Here is a 15,579-nt window from a genome sequence, read left to right as displayed (position 1 = left end):
TCGTTCAAACAGTGTGGAATCCGACAGCGGTGTCCGGCTGTTCTACCCGAAAGTGATCAACATGTCCGAATTCATTCTCGAAGAAGCGACCATCGATTCCGTCCATCGCGCGCTGAAGTCAGGCGCTCTCACGGTGGAACAACTCGTCGAAATGTATCTCGCTCGCATCGAGCAGATCGACCGTAATGGGCCGCGGCTCAATTCGATCGTCTCGATCAATCCGCGGGTGCGCGACGAAGCACGCGCACTGGATCGCGAATTCGCGCGGACGGGCCGATTCGTTGGACCCTTGCACGGCGTTCCGCTCCTTGTGAAGGATCAAATCGAAACGGCCGGCATCCAGACGACCTTCGGGTCGATCGCGCAAAAAGGCTACGTACCCGCGAGAGACGCTACGGCAATTGCGCAGTTAAAGCGTGCCGGTGCGCTTGTGCTCGCCAAGACGACCATGCCGGATTTCGCCACGTCGTGGTTCGGCTTTTCCTCTATGAGTGGCGAGACCCTGAATCCCTATGACCTGGCGCACGACTCGGGAGGATCGAGCAGCGGCACGGCAGCCGGGATCGCTGCAAATCTGGGGCTGGTCGGCATCGGCGAAGATACGGGTGGCTCGATCAGACTGCCTGCAAGCTTCAATAATCTGGTGGGTGTGCGCGTGACACCTGGACTGATCAGCAGGGACGGGATGTCGCCGCTGGTCGTGTTTCAGGACACGGCGGGGCCGATGGCACGCACGGTCACCGACGCGGCGATACTTCTGGATAGCATGGTGGGTTACGATCCGCGCGACGAATACACCGTCGCACACCGGATTGCCGGTCATACCGGTAACTATGCCGATCATCTGGATGCAGGGGGGCTGAACGGTGCGCGTGTCGGCGTGTTGCGTCAGGCGTTCGGTTCCGATAGCGACCCGGCCTGTTCGATGGTGAATGCGGCGGTTCGCCATAGCCTCGAGCAGCTTCAGGCAGCGGGTGCAATCCTGGTCGAGGTGGAGATCCCGCGGCTCATGGAGCAAATCCTGGAGACGTCTCTTTACCTGACGCATTCGCGCGCCGACCTGAACGCGTTTCTCGCCGAGCGACCTGCACTGCCGTACCGTTCGCTGGAAGCGATTCGAGAAGCCAGGCAGTTTCATCCGGTGCTGGATCTTCTGCAAAGCGTATTCGACGGTCCGAAGCATCCAGAGGACGACCCCGACTACTTCCGCAAACTGGCCGCGCGTGACCGCTTTCAGCGGGCGGTTGTGAAGATCATGGCTGATGCTGACGTGCAGGCGTTGTGCTACCCCGCCGTTCAGGTTCCACCACCGAAGAAAGACGACGTGCGAGCAGGGCGGACCAATACGTTGACGTTCCCGACCAACACGCTCATAGCATCGCAGACGTGGATGCCATCGATCTGTCTGCCCGCGGGCTTCACAGAAGCAGGCTTACCGGTAGGCATGGAACTGGTTGTCTATCCGTATCACGAACGTGATCTCTTCCGTTTCGGGTACGCGTTCGAACAGGCTTCGCAACATCGCAAGGCCCCGCATGTTTGAGGTGGCCTCGCCACTTATCGTTTGACCGAGCAGAGCGCAAACAGGATGTGGCGGGTGCCGCCATCCGGAACGCGACTAACGGAAGCCGTAGACCACGACCTTTTTCCCCTCGAAACTTTCTTGCACAGCTTGCTCGCAAAACTCCGGGCACGTCACCATGCCGTCCCCGCTCTTGCCTGACACGGTGACCGCTCTGTAGACAACGGATTCGACGAGCGTCCCGTCGGCAGCGACGACGATGTTCAGATCAGTCTCGACGCCGGCCGGCACGGCTCCGCCGGGGGTATAGACGATTTTCATGGTGCCGGTGCAATCGGAGTTCACCGTGTAGGTTCCGTTCTGGTTCGGATTGAATGTAGTCAGCCCCCCTTTCGGCAGGCCGCCGATAACCCCGAAGTCGGTGCGCGTAAAACCGCCTGCGCCGTTGAACGTCACCAGGGCGACGTCGTCAAGGGTCGACGTAGAGCTGTACGGATGAACCGTCTTATCCGGTCCTATCAAGCCAATAATTTCCCCGTGACCGGTAAACCCATACGGTCCCTTGAGGGTTGCATTCGAGCAAAGACCGCCGCGGCCTTCGTGGCCGCCGTGGTCATCCGGTCCGCCGGCCTGCGCGGCGCCACTGAGCGAGAGAAGTGCAACGGCGGTTGCTGACAAAACGGTTAAACGCTTGATCTTCATGGTCATCTCCTTGTCACCCAATCAGACGCCTAACATCACGCGCGCAGAGGCCCATTGCCTGGCGGGATGAGGCGTCCAATTCAAACAAATGAAAAAAAATCGCTGCAGCGATACCTGGTTTCCGCCGTTTGCGGAAACGAGCGTTAAGAGAACGAGGGGCCGTCGATGCGGTCGGCTGTTGCCGCGTGGGATGCGAGAAAGCCTCGGCGTTGGCCAAAGTCATTAATGGCGAAACGCTTCACCAAGCAGTTATTCTTTGCTCGGTGTCGGCAGGCACGTGCAGAAGGGGTGCACGAAAGTGCGCGCAATGGTGACTTCGTGAGTCAGCCACGCTTTAAAGTCGCATAGCAAAAAGTAGCGTAATCCACGATAGTCGCAGACGCCAGATGAATATCGGACAAAAGGCAGGCGCATTCAGATGGCGCGGCGCGAATGATGGACTGTCGCGCGATAGCGGGCGACACGCAGCCGCCACAGCCAGGTCTTGCGTGACTATTTTGTGTGGGTTGTGTGATCTTCGAACGCGGAGACGATGCCGTCAATCATTGCTGCGATGCGCGCGGTATGCCGAAGGTCTTGATGCGTGACGAGCCAGATTTCGTAGACCGCCCCACGTGCGGGTTCCGGCCATATCTGCACGAGGCCGTCGTGCTCAGCCAGATGTATCGGAAGCTCACCGATGCCGATGCCGGCCTTTACCGCGGTACGCAGCATGAGGCTGGAATTGAAGGTCGATACGATGCGCCCCGCGTGTATCGGCTCGCCAGCAAGAGTCGGTGATCGATTACCGGTCCAGCTTCCCTGGTAGACGACAAGATCGTGGCCCGCGAATGCGGAGCCCGCGGCGGGCTTGCCGTGCTGTTCGAGATAAGCATTCGATGCAAAAAGCGCCATGGGCCAGCGAGCCAGGCGCCGCGCGACCAGATCGGGATTTTCCGGCTTGACTGACCGGACCGCGATATCCGCTTCACGCTTGGCCAGATTGAGCATGCGCGTCGACGTGTCCAGCAGGACGCGCACTTCGGGATGCGCGGCATGCAGGCGTTCGATGGCGGGAAGCAGGAAGTCGAGCGCGATCGAGTCGGTGCTGGTGACTCTTACGTCCCCCGCAAGCCGTGTATCCGTGCCTTGAGTTCGTCTGACGAGTTCGTGTGCGGACTGTTCCATTTTCTCCGCTGATCTCAGCGCGGCCTCGCCTGCGGCGGTCAACGCGTAACCCTCAGAGGTGCGCAGGAAGAGCGTTGCGCGTAGGGCGTGCTCGAGTGCCGCGATCCTTCTGCCGACCGTCGCCTGATCGAGATTGAGCGTCCTGGCGGCTCCACGGAGCGTTTTTTCCCGCTCCACCGCGAGAAACACTCGCGCGTCATCCCAGTTCATCGTGCCGCCCTCCTGATGCAAATTTGCATCTCACAGTGTGAATAATGCTGCGCATATTCATCAATGTCGAGCCCTATACTGAACGCAAGAGTTCCTCGTTCAACGATCCACCCGGATCAATCGAGCCTCATCTATTGAAGGAGTGGTATCCATGTCTGCTTCAACTTATGGTGTGCCGTCGTCCATGACGGCCATTGAGATCAAACAGCCCGGCGGCCCTGAGGTTCTGGTGCCGACTACGCGCCCCGTGCCGATGCCGGACGCCGATCAGGTTCTGATCCGCATCCACGCTGCTGCCGTAAACGGCCCAGACGTTTTCCAGCGCAAAGGGCTGTATGATCCGCCCCCCGGCGCTTCGGACATTCCAGGGCTGGAGGTGGCGGGTCAAGTGGTTGCTGTTGGCTCCGACGTGGCCCAATTCCAGATCGGCGAACTGGTGTGTGCATTGATTCCCGGCGGTGGCTACGCGGAATATGCGGTCGCGCACGCCTGCAACACGATGCATATCCCCAAGGGCCTGACGCTAGTGGAAGCGGGGGCGATGCCCGAAACGTTGATGACGGTATGGCTGAACCTGTTCCAGCGCGGCAAGCTGGTTGCCGGCGAATCGGTGTTGATCCATGGTGGCGCGTCAGGTATCGGTACCACGGCGACCATGCTGGCGAAGGCATTCGGCGCTGCGAAAATCATCACGACAGTTGGCTCGCCGGCGCATCGGGAGGCCAGCCTGGCGCTAGGCGCGGACCTCGCGATAAATTACCGCGAGGATGATTTCGTCGCCGAAACGAAGCGTTTTACGGATGGAAGAGGCGTCGACGTGATCCTCGACATCATTGCCGGCGACTACGTGGCTAGAAACTACGACGCCGCGGCCATGGACGGACGGATCCTCCAGGTGGGCGTGATCAAGGGGCCGGCGAAGGATCTCAACGTCGTGCCGATGTTGACGAAACGTCTAACGCATATGGGCTCGACATTGCGATCGCGTACTTCCGCGGACAAGGCGACGATCATCAACGAACTGGAACGGCAGGTCTGGCCGCACATCGAGAACGGCAAGATCAAGCCGGTTGTCTACAAGACCTTTGCGCTTGCCGATGCTCGCGGCGCTCACGAACTGATCGATTCCGGCACACATTTTGGAAAGATCGTCCTTACGACAGGTGCCGATCTCATTGGCTGAAGCGTGGCCTGCCGCCACCGGGCGGCAGGCTTGCTCGTCAGATCATTCTTTCCTCGTCTTCGGTTGTTCGGGTTGCGGGTCACGCCCGCGTTGCGTCGGCGCTCTCGTACACGCATCCGGAGGCGTTACATAGGCCACGTCGTCGCAGCAGCACGCATAGACCGGAAACCCGTACGCATTCGTGCGGATGATTTTCGTTGGCCCGTGCAGCGGGCACACTGCATTCATGTCGTCTCCTTAAACTCATGGTCGACCGGCTCGACCTCGCAGACGCGTCTCGTCGGTTCGGGACGGCCGAGGACCGGTTCGACTCGTCGATCGACGAGGGCGAGGTAACCCTTTACGGTCCGGCGCTCGAGGAGGGCGCCGGAAAACGACTCACAGCAATATTCTACGACTCTCCGCACGTCGTGGAGGCACGATGGATGTATGGCGGGAATGGCGTCCGTTCACGTAGACCGTCATGGCCCATCCACCGGCGAGGGCCGGTCGGCCGACTTCGATGGGAGTCGGAACGGGACAACCATTTCAGCTCGACAGACTACACGGCCGTGGGTGTACGCGAGCGCAAAGCGGCGGAGCTCAGTGCGGTCATGAGGCGTCATTCGCACGCACCGTTGCTCGGAAGTTCGGACGTCGGATCCACCCCAGAAAGCGGCCACTCAATTCGCGACGATGAACGTTGCTTCATCGGCCTTTGCATGGGTGCGCGGCGGCCCCCGCCGTTTCAATCGCAATCAGAGACGGCGGAGACGGAATGGCGTCCTTTGCTTGCAGGTAGCCGACCAACATCAACGGCAACGCCGTCGCGCCTCTGTCTGATTTCGCATTCGGGCACCTTCACCGCGTCAGCCATTCGGGCTTGCTCGAACCCCGTGGCGTGAGCACCGTCCTGAAGGCCCCGGGAGTCTTCGACAGGACCACCTGATCGGTCATGCCCTGATACGTGCCCAGCGGGGTCTCCGCCGTGAACAGATCGGGAGCGACGTAGGCGTGCTCGTCGGAAGATCCGGCGGTCGCCCGGGCATAGTCCCTGTCGAAGATGCCGAGCGAGAACAGCCACAATACGGTTCGGGTCAGAGAAACGGTGACTCGATAGCTGCCACCCTCGATCGCACGCCGGCGCAGCGCCGCGAGTACGCCGACCGTGCCGAGCCAGCCCACCACGTTGTCGACAATGGGGATGATCGGCGGCGATTTCGGACGCGCGAGCGTACCTTCGACGGCGAACAGCCCCGAGACCGCCGCGCCGATTTCATCGAATCCCGGACGATACTTCCAGGGGCCCTTGGCACCGTGAAGCAGGACACTGGCATGGATCAACCCAGGCCTCCTGCCGCAGAGCTCCTCGGCCTCGAGACCATGGCGTTCCAGATAGCCCGGACGCTTGTTCGCGAAGAAGACATCGGCATCCTTCAACAGAAGATCGAATTTCGCGCGATCCTCCGTCGAGTAGTCCAGGATTGTCGAGCGCATCCCAACCTGAGTGTCCCACGCGAACGCCTCGATCTCGCTGTCGTCGAACGGCCGCCAGATGTTGAGGACATCGGCCCCGTGCAAAGCGAGGTCTCTCCCGATGGCCGCTCCGGCAATCACGTGACCCATCCCAAGTGCGCGAATGCCGTCCAGCGGACTGGTGCCCTCTTTCCTGAAAGGGATCGGCTCGCTCTCGCCGATCTTTTCCACGTTGATCAGCGACATTCTCGAGAGGACCTCGGTGTACTGAAGCTCCTTGCGGAATTCCTCGAAGGTGCGCACCTTCGCGATGACGATCCCGGCTTCCGCCGCCGCATTCTCCAGGTCGTCCGCGCGCCATTGCAGAATGGCGTTGCGCACGGCTTCCGGGCTGGAGTCGCACCGGAGCAGGCTGAGCTCGCGGGCAGCCAGCTTGGGATAGATGTTCAGGGGCACGACGTGCCGTCCGTCGCGGGTTTCGCGAAAGAGATTCGTATCGACTTTGAGGGCCGGAGGACGTCCATTGATCGTCTCCCATTTCAGATCGAAGAACCCGGCGAAGCGTCGCAACGCTTTACGAACGTCCACTTCGATGTCCTGTTCCTCGCCGCTGCGCAGTCGCCATAGCGCAGCGACGCCGACGGCCTTGGCGGCCAGGGCGATCGCGGACAACGAGCCGAACCGGAAGAGCGCGGGAATGATCGGATCCCGGCCGTGGAAAGTGATCTTGCCACCGCTGTCCGCCATCGATAATCCGACGTCTTTCAGTACGTCATTGAGTGCGCCGTGCAGATCGATATCCGAGCTCCGCGCCGGATTCGCGAGTTTCAATTGAATGATTCCGGTAAGCCGATCCGGTTCGCTTTCGATTACAAGATTGGTCGAGTCTTTCATTTGAAGAATTTTTTTCGATAAGGGAGTGTCAACTGCCCACGATCGATCCACGCGAGCCGCGGCCACGCGTGGAGTGGCCGCAGCCGTACCTTTAACGCGCCTTTCCTTTGGTACGCAGTTCGATGAGGCCGAGCAGCATCTCGTCGCGCTCTGCCTCCAGCTCCTGGATGGACCGCGATCCGACTTCGGCATGAACGCCGTCGATGAGCTTCTTCTGCACTTCCGGCGTCAGCTCGGGCGAGCCGAGATCCTTCCACCCAGCCGTCATCGGACCGCTGAACTGATGGAAGAAGTGCTCGATGCCGCCCGGGCCGCCGCCGAGGTGATTGAGCATCATATTGCCCATCACGCCCCAGCGCAGGCCCGGCCCCCATGAGAGAGCGGTGTCGACGTCGGCGGCGCTCAGCACACCCTCTGCCACCAGGAAGTAGACCTCGCGCGCCAGCGCGAACTGCAGACGGTTGGCGACGTGGCCCTGCAATTCCTTGTGCAGGCGCACCACCTGTTTCCCGATTGACGTATAGAACTCCGTGGCGCGCCGGATCGTCTCTTCCGAGGTCTTTGTCCCGCCGACGATCTCGACCAGCGGCATCAGGTGCGGCGGATTGAACGGATGGCCGACGACGCAGCGCTCGGGATGCAGCACGGCGCCCACCTGGATGCTGCTCATGGGCAGGGTCGACGTGCTCGACGCGATGATCACGTGGGGGGGCAGTAGCTCATCGAGTTGCCGATAGAGATCCTGCTTGAATTCGAGCCGTTCGGGGCCGTTTTCCTGGACGAGGTCCACATTCGTGAGCGCTTGTGCGAGCATGGGCGTGAACGTCAGGTTCGCTTGCGACGCGCCGGGCGCAAGGCCCAACCTCTTGAGCGCCGGCCAGGCGGACTCCACGAACTCCTTGAGTTGGGCTTCAGCATTCGGCGCGATGTCCGTCGCAACGACCTTCAGCCCCTTGGCGAGAAACAGTGCGGTCCAGCTGGCACCGATCACGCCGGTGCCGATGACGGCGATGCGGCGAATGGGCTTGGTATCAGTCATGTCATGTCTCCAATGCGTGGGTCAGACTTCGGCATAGGCGATGCCGGTGAGGTTGCCTTGGGCGAAGAGGAAGTTGCGCTGGTTCTTTCCATCGAGGTCGGCGGAATAGACGGAGCCGCCCAGGTCTGTGACGAACATCCGGTTACCGGGAATGTCGAGTGCGATGCCAATTCCCTCCATCAGGTGCGTAACGAGGATTTCAGACGTCGCTGTTCCATCGATCGGCGCACGATTGACGCTGTTGCCGCGCGGAGGATCGCCGCGGTCGGTCCAGTAGAGGACACGCTTCGCGAGGTCGAGCTCGAGGTCGATAGGCTCCGGCAGCCGGTCGAACAGCACCTCGATGTCGGAGCGGTTTGTCGGGCCTTCGCCCTGCGGGATGTCGATATTGGCGCGGAAGATGCGGCCCAGGCCGGCGTTGTCCGGACCTTTCTGCGTCCAGTAGAGCTTCCCGTGCTTCGGATCGGTCGTGATTCCGACGCACCACCGGGTCTGGTCGAGCCGGTCCTGGTCGCCATGCCCGGTCGCGACCAGCGTCTCGACTTGAGAGCCGTCGAGGTTGGCGCGCATCACGCGCATGCCTTCTCGATCGCACCAATAGAGCTTGCCACCTGCCTTGTCGAGATGAATCTGCTTCGGTGTGTGCGTGACGCCTTGCGGGACGACGACCACGCGGTTCCTGCCATCCAGGTCGGCGCGTTCGATCGAGCCGTCGTGGAGGCCGATCGAACCCATGTTGGTCCAATAGATTTGACCGGCATCCACGTCCACGACGATGCCGTCGGGGAGGCGGCAATCCGCGACGATTGTCTTGAGGCCGGATCCGTCGGGATTGATCGAGTGAATGCGGCCACCGCTCAATTCGAGGAAAAACAATCGGCCGGAGCGGGTCGCGTCCGCGGAAAGATTCGTTCCGCTGATTCGAGGCAGGGTCATCGTGTGTCCTTTCGGGTCATTGCCATTGGAGGAGAGACTGAATGTCGAGCGCGACTGGGTACCGCCGGGTAGCCGGGAACGTGCGACAGTTGCGCAACTTGCGTTGGCGTTGGCGCCGACGACTCCGGCGCGAATTTCCTTTTGGTCGTGGCTAGAGCCTTTATGAAAGAGCCGTGGGTTTGTTCATTTTCGTGCCCGTCGTGCCGAAAAGAACGACCTCTGATACCGAAGCCAGGAGAGGTTTATAGAGCCAACTTTCTGATGGTAGTTGGCGGGGCGAAGGGCGGCTATTACATAAAGCTGGAATACGCCTGGTGTCCCGTACCCACTAGACGCATGTTGTTGCGTGATGACCGTTTGACCTTTGAAACCGGCCATCGCTGGCACGAAGTGTCGTAGGTCCGATTCGTGTCGACTCCGGAAGTTCGACGCGAGGCCGGCCTACCCCGGCCACGGTTCACCGCCGAGCTTCCGAACTCGGTTCATCTACGGACGTTCGCCCACGCCGTCGCATGGGTACATGGACGTCAGCTACGCTCAGATAGCGAGCGGCTTAAAAAAGTCGTGGCTTTTCACGTCTTGTTATTGCCTTTTCGACGGTGCACGGTTTTGCGCCTTTTCAGGCGGCGTGCAGATTCACCCGAATCACGACACGATTAGCGCGGGGAGCGCGTCCGTGCATTGGAGACCTGCCATGGCCGAAGTCCCCACAAAAAGACTGAAACTCGAGGACAATCGTTTTCTCTCTCCGCCCGTCGTCGAGGGGCCGCTGTACCAATGCGCGGTGGCGGTGTGCGTCATCGCGTATGACATCGACGCAAGCCTCGATGTGGAGGTCAACGGTACCGTCGTGGTGAGTGGCGTGCCGGGCGGCTTTCCCCAGCCGCAGGGTGCGGTGATCGGATTGCCAAGTCCTCTTGTGGCAGGCAATGTCGTGCGGGCGCGGCAAACTTCTGGCGGCGTCACGAGTGGCTGGTCATCGGCATTGACCGCGCGCGATCATACTCAGGACTTTCCTGATGGACTGCCGCGTCCGGAGATCAGTCCCGCGCCTGTCTACCGATGCGGCGCGCGGACAGGCGTGAACAATCTACTGGCTGGCTGCGACGTGTGGGTCACGGCAGATGGCGCGCAAGTGGGCAAGGTCAGCGGAGCTGCGCCCCACCAGGGAGTCGACGTGACGCCCGACTATGGGCTGCCATCAACCGTTCGCGCGTGGGCGTCATTGTGCAAGGACCCAAGCCCCCCTTCGGTGGCATTCGATACCCAGGAGCCGCCTGACCCGCTACCTGCACCTGCAATCGATCCCGTCTATGAGGGAACGCAACAGATTCGCGTGACGAACCTCGTCGACGGCGCGCGCTTTGAAATCTCGCGTAATGGCGCGTCGCTTGGCGTGTGGCGCACATGGGGATACGCCAGCCTCGTCAATCTCGGCTCTCCATTGAACACCGGCGACACGTTGACCGTGATCCAGCGAATGTGCGCGGGCAAGCCCGCGAGCCCGCCCGGTGGCGTGACGGTCCAACCGTGTTCGGCGCTGCCGGCTCCCCAGGTCTGGCCCGTGCAGGGAGGCGACACGTTTGTCGTCGTGACCCAGATGGCCAGCGGGGCCAAGATCAAGGTGTATGTCAACCATGTGAAGGCGGGTGAGAGCGGCGGACCCATCGTAGGGTTGAAGAAACCGCTACAGCACGGCGATGTCGTCGATGTAGTGCAAACGCTTGGTCAGTGCGTCAGCCAATTTGCGCAGGAACTGTTCGCACAATGTGTGGCGCCTCCCGCAGGTGCTGATCCGGCGGGGCTCGACCTCTTTCCGGTTGGACGGCAGGAATACGACGGAGGTACGGTGTCGGTCAGTGGCAACACCCTGCATGTACGGGGTAGCGTGTATTTCCCCGCCGAGGATGACGGCGTGCAGCAGCCGTTCAACGTGCGCCGCCGCAAGGGTGGCCCGTCACCCGTCGTGTTCCTGGCGCACGGCAATCACTCGCCCGCGGACCCGAGCTATCGCGGCTACGACTATTTCCAGCAGACGCTCGCACAAATGGGCATTGTGGCCGTGTCGGTCGACTGCAACGAGCTTAACGGAAACGCGTCCGGCCCCAGCAACATTCTCGATCGCGCTGATCTGATTAATGCGTCGATCCAGTACTTCACTCAGCTGAATGGAAGCGATCCGGTTTTTAAGCACACACTCGACTTTTCGAGGACGGGCTTGATGGGGCATTCACGTGGCGGTGAAGCGGTGATCATCGCGCCAGGACGCGCCACGAAGCCGGCGGGTACGACGATAGTCGGCGTGCTGTCGCTCGCTCCGACAGACTGGGGTGCGACGAGCGGACCGCCAACCGGATTTGAGTTTCTGACGTTGCTGCCTGCGGCCGACGGCGATGTCACCAGCAACGACGGAGCGAAATACTATGATCGTTGTCGGCCGCCGAAATACAAGTCGCAGTTGTACGTCGATCAGGCCTGCCACAATTATTTCAACCGGCAATGGCTGGAAAACGACAACGCAGGCACTCTGCCGACGATGTCGCGCGCCGACCACGAACGCACACTGCTGTCCTACGGCTGCGCTTTCTTTCGCGATGTGTTGGCCGGGCAGGCGACGGTCGGTTTTCTCATCGGTACCGAAGTCCCGCCAGTGGGGCCCACATCAAATGTTCACCTGGCATTCAAGTGGGCTAAGGCAACGACTGTCGACGACCATCAGGATGGCAACGGCATCGGGCTGAACTCGATGGGGCAACCCACGTCGCAGTCGGGACTGGTCGCCGACGAGTACGACTTCAACCAGACGGGACCACATCAATTCGACGGATCTTTCTACGGCGACACGATCGGTATGGTCGCCGTGCCCCGCAAGAAAGGCGCGACTTTCCGCTCGCAACTCAAAGGCAAGGGGCCGGGCGGGGGCAATGAAATCTGGATCCGCGTTGCGGACGTGTTCGATGGGCAGTTTCCGGGCGCGGCAACCGGTTTTCAGCTCGGCCTGGAACAGGTCGGGGGCACAGTCACATGGGTCGATTCGGACGATGTCGGTGGCGTGCCGCTTCCATTCAATCGCGGCGGACAGACGAAGAGTATGCTGTCTACGCTGCGATTTCCTTTGCGCTGCTTCGGATTGGCGAAACGGAGCGGTGAAGTGCGAGCAATCGTATTGCGCTTCAATCGTGCGGTGCCTCGCGCGCTGGCATTTGACGACCTGCAGATAGTGTGAACGTGGAGATAAGAATGACAACCGGCGACGACGGCGCTTCCCGTGAAGAGCTCCAGCATGCATCTCCATTCAAAATGCCATCCCTGAAGGCGGCGGTGGCCCGTCGGGTGCGCAGCGACAAGCTTCGCCGATTTGTTCTCGACGGCAAAGAAGATTGGGTGAACGAATGGATCGAGATCGATGCCGAGCTAAATGAGGATTTCCCAATCGCCGGCGTGGGGCCTGTGCTTTGGGTCGCAAAGACGCCGCTGATTGAGAGTGAGCGCTTGGCGGGGGGGCGCTATCGTTTTTTTGCGCCCGCGGATACGAAAATAAAGCAGGACGGGAAGCTTGGCCTGGGCCGCGCGGGAACGGGAGTCCCTCATATCGAGCAGCGTAGTCGCATACGGCTCGTTTGGGAGAAGCCCGAATAGCGGGCTATCTTATAGAAGCGAAGATTTGACCAACTGCGCAAACCGGTTCCTCGAGGCAAATGGAGTCCGAGCTAAACAGCGGCAATCATCAGCCGACAGTTGGGTAAGTCGGCCATTCTCGTGGAAGCGGCATCTCTGCCTAAAAAGTGCGGCAGGCTCTCGAAAAAATACCCACGTTTTTAGTCGAGTTCACGCAAACGCTCGTGCATGATTTCGACCCGCTGCAAATGATTGTTGTCCCGTTCGAGCAGGCGTTCGGCAACCAGTGAACAGACCAGATTGACCACCGCAGTCATACCGACCTTGCTGTCGAACAGCATCAGGCCATCCGTGTGGCACCGGATCACCCAGCGCGCCAGTCGCGCCGGTTTCCCCGCAATGACATCCGACATATACAGTATTGGTACGCCAGCCTCGGCCAGTGCGGCCGCGGCCAAACCGACCGCCGGCACACGGCGCCGTAAGCCGACAATGATCACGACATCCTTCGCGCTCAGGCCGCCGAGATATTCTCCGATTGTGTCGCCGGGGGCGGGCAACAACACCACGTCGGAGCGTACCTGAATCAGTTCGCGCCTGATCATCGTGGCCACCGTATGACTATGCCGATACCCAATAATCACTACGCGCCGCGCGTGCGCAACCGCCTCGACGACCTCGCTCAGCACGCGCGTATCGAGCGACCGATACGTATTCGCCAGATTCTCGACCTCGTGCCGCAAATGCTCCTGAATCACGTCGTCGAGCTTCGTCCTTGCATTCTTGCGGCCTCGATCCTGTAGGTACAACGGCGAACCGCCGACCTGCGCCGCGCGCGCAATCGCGCGCGCGTCGTCATAAGACGCATACCCGAGCTTCTGAAAAAAACGCGTCGCGGTCGCTTTCGACACCTGCGCGGTCGTCGCCAGTTCGGTGGCGGTTTGCATCGCCAGTTGTCCCGGCGCACTCAGAATGACATCGGCCAGCCGTTGATCGATCTCAGACAGTTCGTCATAGCATTCGGCGATGCGACTCTCGATCGACTGCGGTGCGCGCTTCTCCTGTTTCGTTTGAGCGTTTGACATTTCGGCCTGTGAGTAAGTAGAGAGCCCGTCGTGGTGCGATATCGGCACCGCGAACGTGCATCGCTGTTCGCGTGCACGCGCCGGGTGCAGATAGTCGGGGTCTCGCGATGACGTCATTATAGGTTGAACCGCGTTGCGTGAAATCTGTGTTTCTTGCAGACCGTAGCAGAAACGGATGTTTTTGAATGTGGATTCGTGAAACCGGTGTTTCTCATATCGAGTTGGTATGGATCATGCATTGGAGAGGCATCGTCCACCTGTCTACGGGAGCTCCCGATGTCGAAGCGCCGCCTCTCCAGCATTGCCCTCGCCGCGTTGTTGCAGTTTGCCGCATTGACCCACCCGGTAGCCTCGAACGCCGATACGCTCGACGACATCAAGAGTCGCGGCACGATGACCGTCGCAATCGATCCGACCTTCGCGCCGTACGAATACACTGACGCCGACAACAGCATTGTCGGTTTCGATCCGGCCGTCATGGCTGCCGTCGCGAAGCATCTGGGCGTGAAGATCGAATATCAGCGCATGTCGTTCAGCGGGATCATTCCGGGCCTGCTCGCGCATTCATTCGACGTCGAAGGTTCCGCGCTGAACGTAACTGCCGAACGCGCAAAGCGTCTCGCGTACATTGTGCCGACCAGCAAGACGGTGAACGGCGCACTAGTGCGCTCCGATTTCGGGAAGATTCCGCCGCAAGCCACCATCGAATCTCTCTCCGGCCTGACGGCTGCGGTCAAGAGCGCAAGCGCGCCCGAACAGATCCTCAAGCAGTTTAACGAGACGCTGAAGGCCAAAGGTCTTGCGCCGATCCAGTTGATTAGCGTGGATAGCGTTGATCAGACGGTGGCTGCATTGTTGACACGTCGCGCCGATTTCGTGTTCGACGATATGACTGTGCTCGCAGGCGTCATCAAACAGAATCCGGGCAAGCTGAAGTCGACCGGTGAACTCGGACCGTCGCAATGGATTGCCTGGGCGACCCGTCCGGACGATACGCGGCTGAACAAGGCGATCAGCGACCAGATTATCGCAATGAAAAAGTCCGGCGAACTTGCGCGCCTGCAAAAGACCAACCTGGGCGTGAGCTTCGATACGCCGACGTCCGATTTCATCCCCGCACAGTAAGTCGAGCAGACTGAATCACATGACAGAGCCAGTACAGACTCTCACCGTCAAGGCGGGACACGGCCGCACCTTCGAAGTGAAGGCGGGCCAACGATTGACGATCATCGACGTCGAGGGCCAGCAGGCCGCCGACTTCGTCGCAGTGGTTGCGTCGAACCATGGCGAGAAGCTGTCGCCGACGCATACGCGCCGTCAGCTTCGGACGCTGTTTTTCAAGATCGGCGACGCGCTTTATTCGTCGCTGGGGCGTCCGTTGTTGCGAGTGGTCGAAGACACCGTCGGTATTCACGATGCTAACGTGCCCGCCTGCGACGACACGCGTTTCACGATCGATTTCAACGTGACCGGGCATCGCAATTGCCTCGACAACATGCACGCGGGTCTCGCGCTGTACGGACTGTCGCCGTTCGATGTACCCGAGCCGTTCAATCTGTTTCAGAACGGCCCGGTCACGCGCGATTGCCGGATGCAGGTCACCGATCCGACTAGCAAGCCCGGCGACCACATCACGTTCGACGTGCTCGAAGACCTGGTGTGCGCGGTATCGTCGTGTCCGCAGGACATCATTCCCGGCAACGGTCTGAAGGTCACCGACATCGCTATTTCCATCCTGCCCGCGACCGCTGTCGCCGCCTGAACGGAC

Annotated in this window: 12 protein-coding genes; 6 read left to right on the top strand and 6 right to left on the bottom strand. The window is 60.6% G+C overall.

Annotated elements, in window-relative coordinates; genetic code table 11:
* Positions 1 to 61: 61 nt before the first annotated feature.
* Positions 62 to 1,543, top strand: coding sequence for an amidase (locus PQR42_RS06010; protein ID WP_408383608.1), 1,482 nt, complete (start codon positions 62 to 64; stop codon positions 1,541 to 1,543).
* 75 nt (positions 1,544 to 1,618) lie between these two features.
* Here PQR42_RS06010 and PQR42_RS06005 read toward each other — a convergent pair whose 3' ends face one another.
* Both PQR42_RS06005 and PQR42_RS06000 read right to left on the bottom strand, forming a co-directional pair.
* Entirely contained in the window at positions 1,619 to 2,224 is a 606-nt protein-coding gene (locus tag PQR42_RS06005; protein WP_408204743.1) for a hypothetical protein, read from the bottom strand.
* A 492-nt stretch (positions 2,225 to 2,716) separates the two neighbouring features.
* Positions 2,717 to 3,601 (bottom strand): LysR family transcriptional regulator, encoded by an 885-nt coding sequence (locus tag PQR42_RS06000; RefSeq protein WP_408383610.1) that lies wholly within the window; start codon positions 3,599 to 3,601, stop codon positions 2,717 to 2,719.
* A 151-nt stretch (positions 3,602 to 3,752) separates the two neighbouring features.
* On the opposite strand from PQR42_RS06000, the gene PQR42_RS05995 reads away from it, so the two are divergent.
* Positions 3,753 to 4,784, top strand: coding sequence for an NAD(P)H-quinone oxidoreductase (locus tag PQR42_RS05995; RefSeq protein ID WP_408383690.1), 1,032 nt, complete (start codon positions 3,753 to 3,755; stop codon positions 4,782 to 4,784).
* 840 nt (positions 4,785 to 5,624) lie between these two features.
* Here PQR42_RS05995 and PQR42_RS05990 read toward each other — a convergent pair.
* The 3 genes from PQR42_RS05990 to PQR42_RS05980 all read right to left on the bottom strand — a co-directional run bounded on the left by PQR42_RS05990 (position 5,625) and on the right by PQR42_RS05980 (position 9,108).
* Positions 5,625 to 7,133, bottom strand: a complete 1,509-nt coding sequence (locus PQR42_RS05990) for a CoA transferase (RefSeq protein ID WP_408383612.1) — start codon at positions 7,131 to 7,133, stop codon at positions 5,625 to 5,627.
* Between the two features lie 91 nt (positions 7,134 to 7,224).
* On the bottom strand, positions 7,225 to 8,172 hold the full coding sequence (locus PQR42_RS05985) for a 3-hydroxyacyl-CoA dehydrogenase NAD-binding domain-containing protein (protein WP_408383614.1): 948 nt from the start codon (positions 8,170 to 8,172) through the stop codon (positions 7,225 to 7,227).
* Positions 8,173 to 8,193: 21 nt separating this feature from the next.
* The gene (locus tag PQR42_RS05980; RefSeq protein WP_408383616.1) at positions 8,194 to 9,108 is read right to left on the bottom strand and encodes a 3-hydroxyacyl-CoA dehydrogenase; all 915 of its coding nucleotides are present in this window, start codon (positions 9,106 to 9,108) and stop codon (positions 8,194 to 8,196) included.
* A 694-nt stretch (positions 9,109 to 9,802) separates the two neighbouring features.
* On the opposite strand from PQR42_RS05980, the gene PQR42_RS05975 reads away from it, so the two are divergent.
* Together PQR42_RS05975 and PQR42_RS05970 are read left to right on the top strand one after the other, a co-directional pair.
* Positions 9,803 to 12,334 carry an alpha/beta hydrolase gene (locus PQR42_RS05975; RefSeq protein ID WP_408493588.1) on the top strand — a complete coding sequence of 844 codons (2,532 nt, stop codon included), beginning with the start codon at positions 9,803 to 9,805 and terminating at the stop codon, positions 12,332 to 12,334.
* Between the two features lie 14 nt (positions 12,335 to 12,348).
* The gene (locus tag PQR42_RS05970) at positions 12,349 to 12,747 is read left to right on the top strand and encodes a hypothetical protein (protein ID WP_408383620.1); all 399 of its coding nucleotides are present in this window, start codon (positions 12,349 to 12,351) and stop codon (positions 12,745 to 12,747) included.
* Positions 12,748 to 12,926: 179 nt separating this feature from the next.
* Here PQR42_RS05970 and PQR42_RS05965 read toward each other — a convergent pair whose 3' ends face one another.
* The gene (locus PQR42_RS05965; RefSeq protein WP_408204751.1) at positions 12,927 to 13,811 is read right to left on the bottom strand and encodes a MurR/RpiR family transcriptional regulator; all 885 of its coding nucleotides are present in this window, start codon (positions 13,809 to 13,811) and stop codon (positions 12,927 to 12,929) included.
* A gap of 276 nt (positions 13,812 to 14,087) precedes the next feature.
* Between PQR42_RS05965 and PQR42_RS05960 the strand changes: the two genes are divergently transcribed.
* Both PQR42_RS05960 and PQR42_RS05955 read left to right on the top strand, forming a co-directional pair.
* A complete protein-coding gene (locus tag PQR42_RS05960) occupies positions 14,088 to 14,936 on the top strand; it encodes a transporter substrate-binding domain-containing protein (RefSeq protein ID WP_408383622.1) in 849 nt (282 codons plus the stop codon).
* 19 nt (positions 14,937 to 14,955) lie between these two features.
* Positions 14,956 to 15,573: a DUF1989 domain-containing protein gene (locus tag PQR42_RS05955; RefSeq protein ID WP_408383624.1), complete on the top strand. Its 618-nt coding sequence runs from the start codon at positions 14,956 to 14,958 to the stop codon at positions 15,571 to 15,573.
* The last annotated feature ends 6 nt before the right edge of the window (positions 15,574 to 15,579 follow it).

It is taken from the genome of Paraburkholderia sediminicola (assembly GCF_046027355.1).
GTDB classification, from domain to species: domain Bacteria; phylum Pseudomonadota; class Gammaproteobacteria; order Burkholderiales; family Burkholderiaceae; genus Paraburkholderia; species Paraburkholderia sediminicola_B.
The sequence above is the reverse complement of the archived record's forward strand: the minus strand, read 5'-3'. Positions and strand labels throughout refer to the sequence as shown.

What these genes read in the sequence shown, in the direction of transcription:
- PQR42_RS06010 (WP_408383608.1), top strand. Translation starts at nt 62, where the DNA reads ATGTCCGAATTCATTCTCGAAGAAGCGACCATCGATTCCGTCCATCGC.
- PQR42_RS06005 (WP_408204743.1), bottom strand. Translation starts at nt 2,224, where the DNA reads ATGAAGATCAAGCGTTTAACCGTTTTGTCAGCAACCGCCGTTGCACTT.
- PQR42_RS06000 (WP_408383610.1), bottom strand. Translation starts at nt 3,601, where the DNA reads ATGAACTGGGATGACGCGCGAGTGTTTCTCGCGGTGGAGCGGGAAAAA.
- PQR42_RS05995 (WP_408383690.1), top strand. Translation starts at nt 3,753, where the DNA reads ATGTCTGCTTCAACTTATGGTGTGCCGTCGTCCATGACGGCCATTGAG.
- PQR42_RS05990 (WP_408383612.1), bottom strand. Translation starts at nt 7,133, where the DNA reads ATGAAAGACTCGACCAATCTTGTAATCGAAAGCGAACCGGATCGGCTT.
- PQR42_RS05985 (WP_408383614.1), bottom strand. Translation starts at nt 8,172, where the DNA reads ATGACTGATACCAAGCCCATTCGCCGCATCGCCGTCATCGGCACCGGC.
- PQR42_RS05980 (WP_408383616.1), bottom strand. Translation starts at nt 9,108, where the DNA reads ATGACCCTGCCTCGAATCAGCGGAACGAATCTTTCCGCGGACGCGACC.
- PQR42_RS05975 (WP_408493588.1), top strand. Translation starts at nt 9,803, where the DNA reads ATGGCCGAAGTCCCCACAAAAAGACTGAAACTCGAGGACAATCGTTTT.
- PQR42_RS05970 (WP_408383620.1), top strand. Translation starts at nt 12,349, where the DNA reads ATGACAACCGGCGACGACGGCGCTTCCCGTGAAGAGCTCCAGCATGCA.
- PQR42_RS05965 (WP_408204751.1), bottom strand. Translation starts at nt 13,811, where the DNA reads ATGTCAAACGCTCAAACGAAACAGGAGAAGCGCGCACCGCAGTCGATC.
- PQR42_RS05960 (WP_408383622.1), top strand. Translation starts at nt 14,088, where the DNA reads ATGTCGAAGCGCCGCCTCTCCAGCATTGCCCTCGCCGCGTTGTTGCAG.
- PQR42_RS05955 (WP_408383624.1), top strand. Translation starts at nt 14,956, where the DNA reads ATGACAGAGCCAGTACAGACTCTCACCGTCAAGGCGGGACACGGCCGC.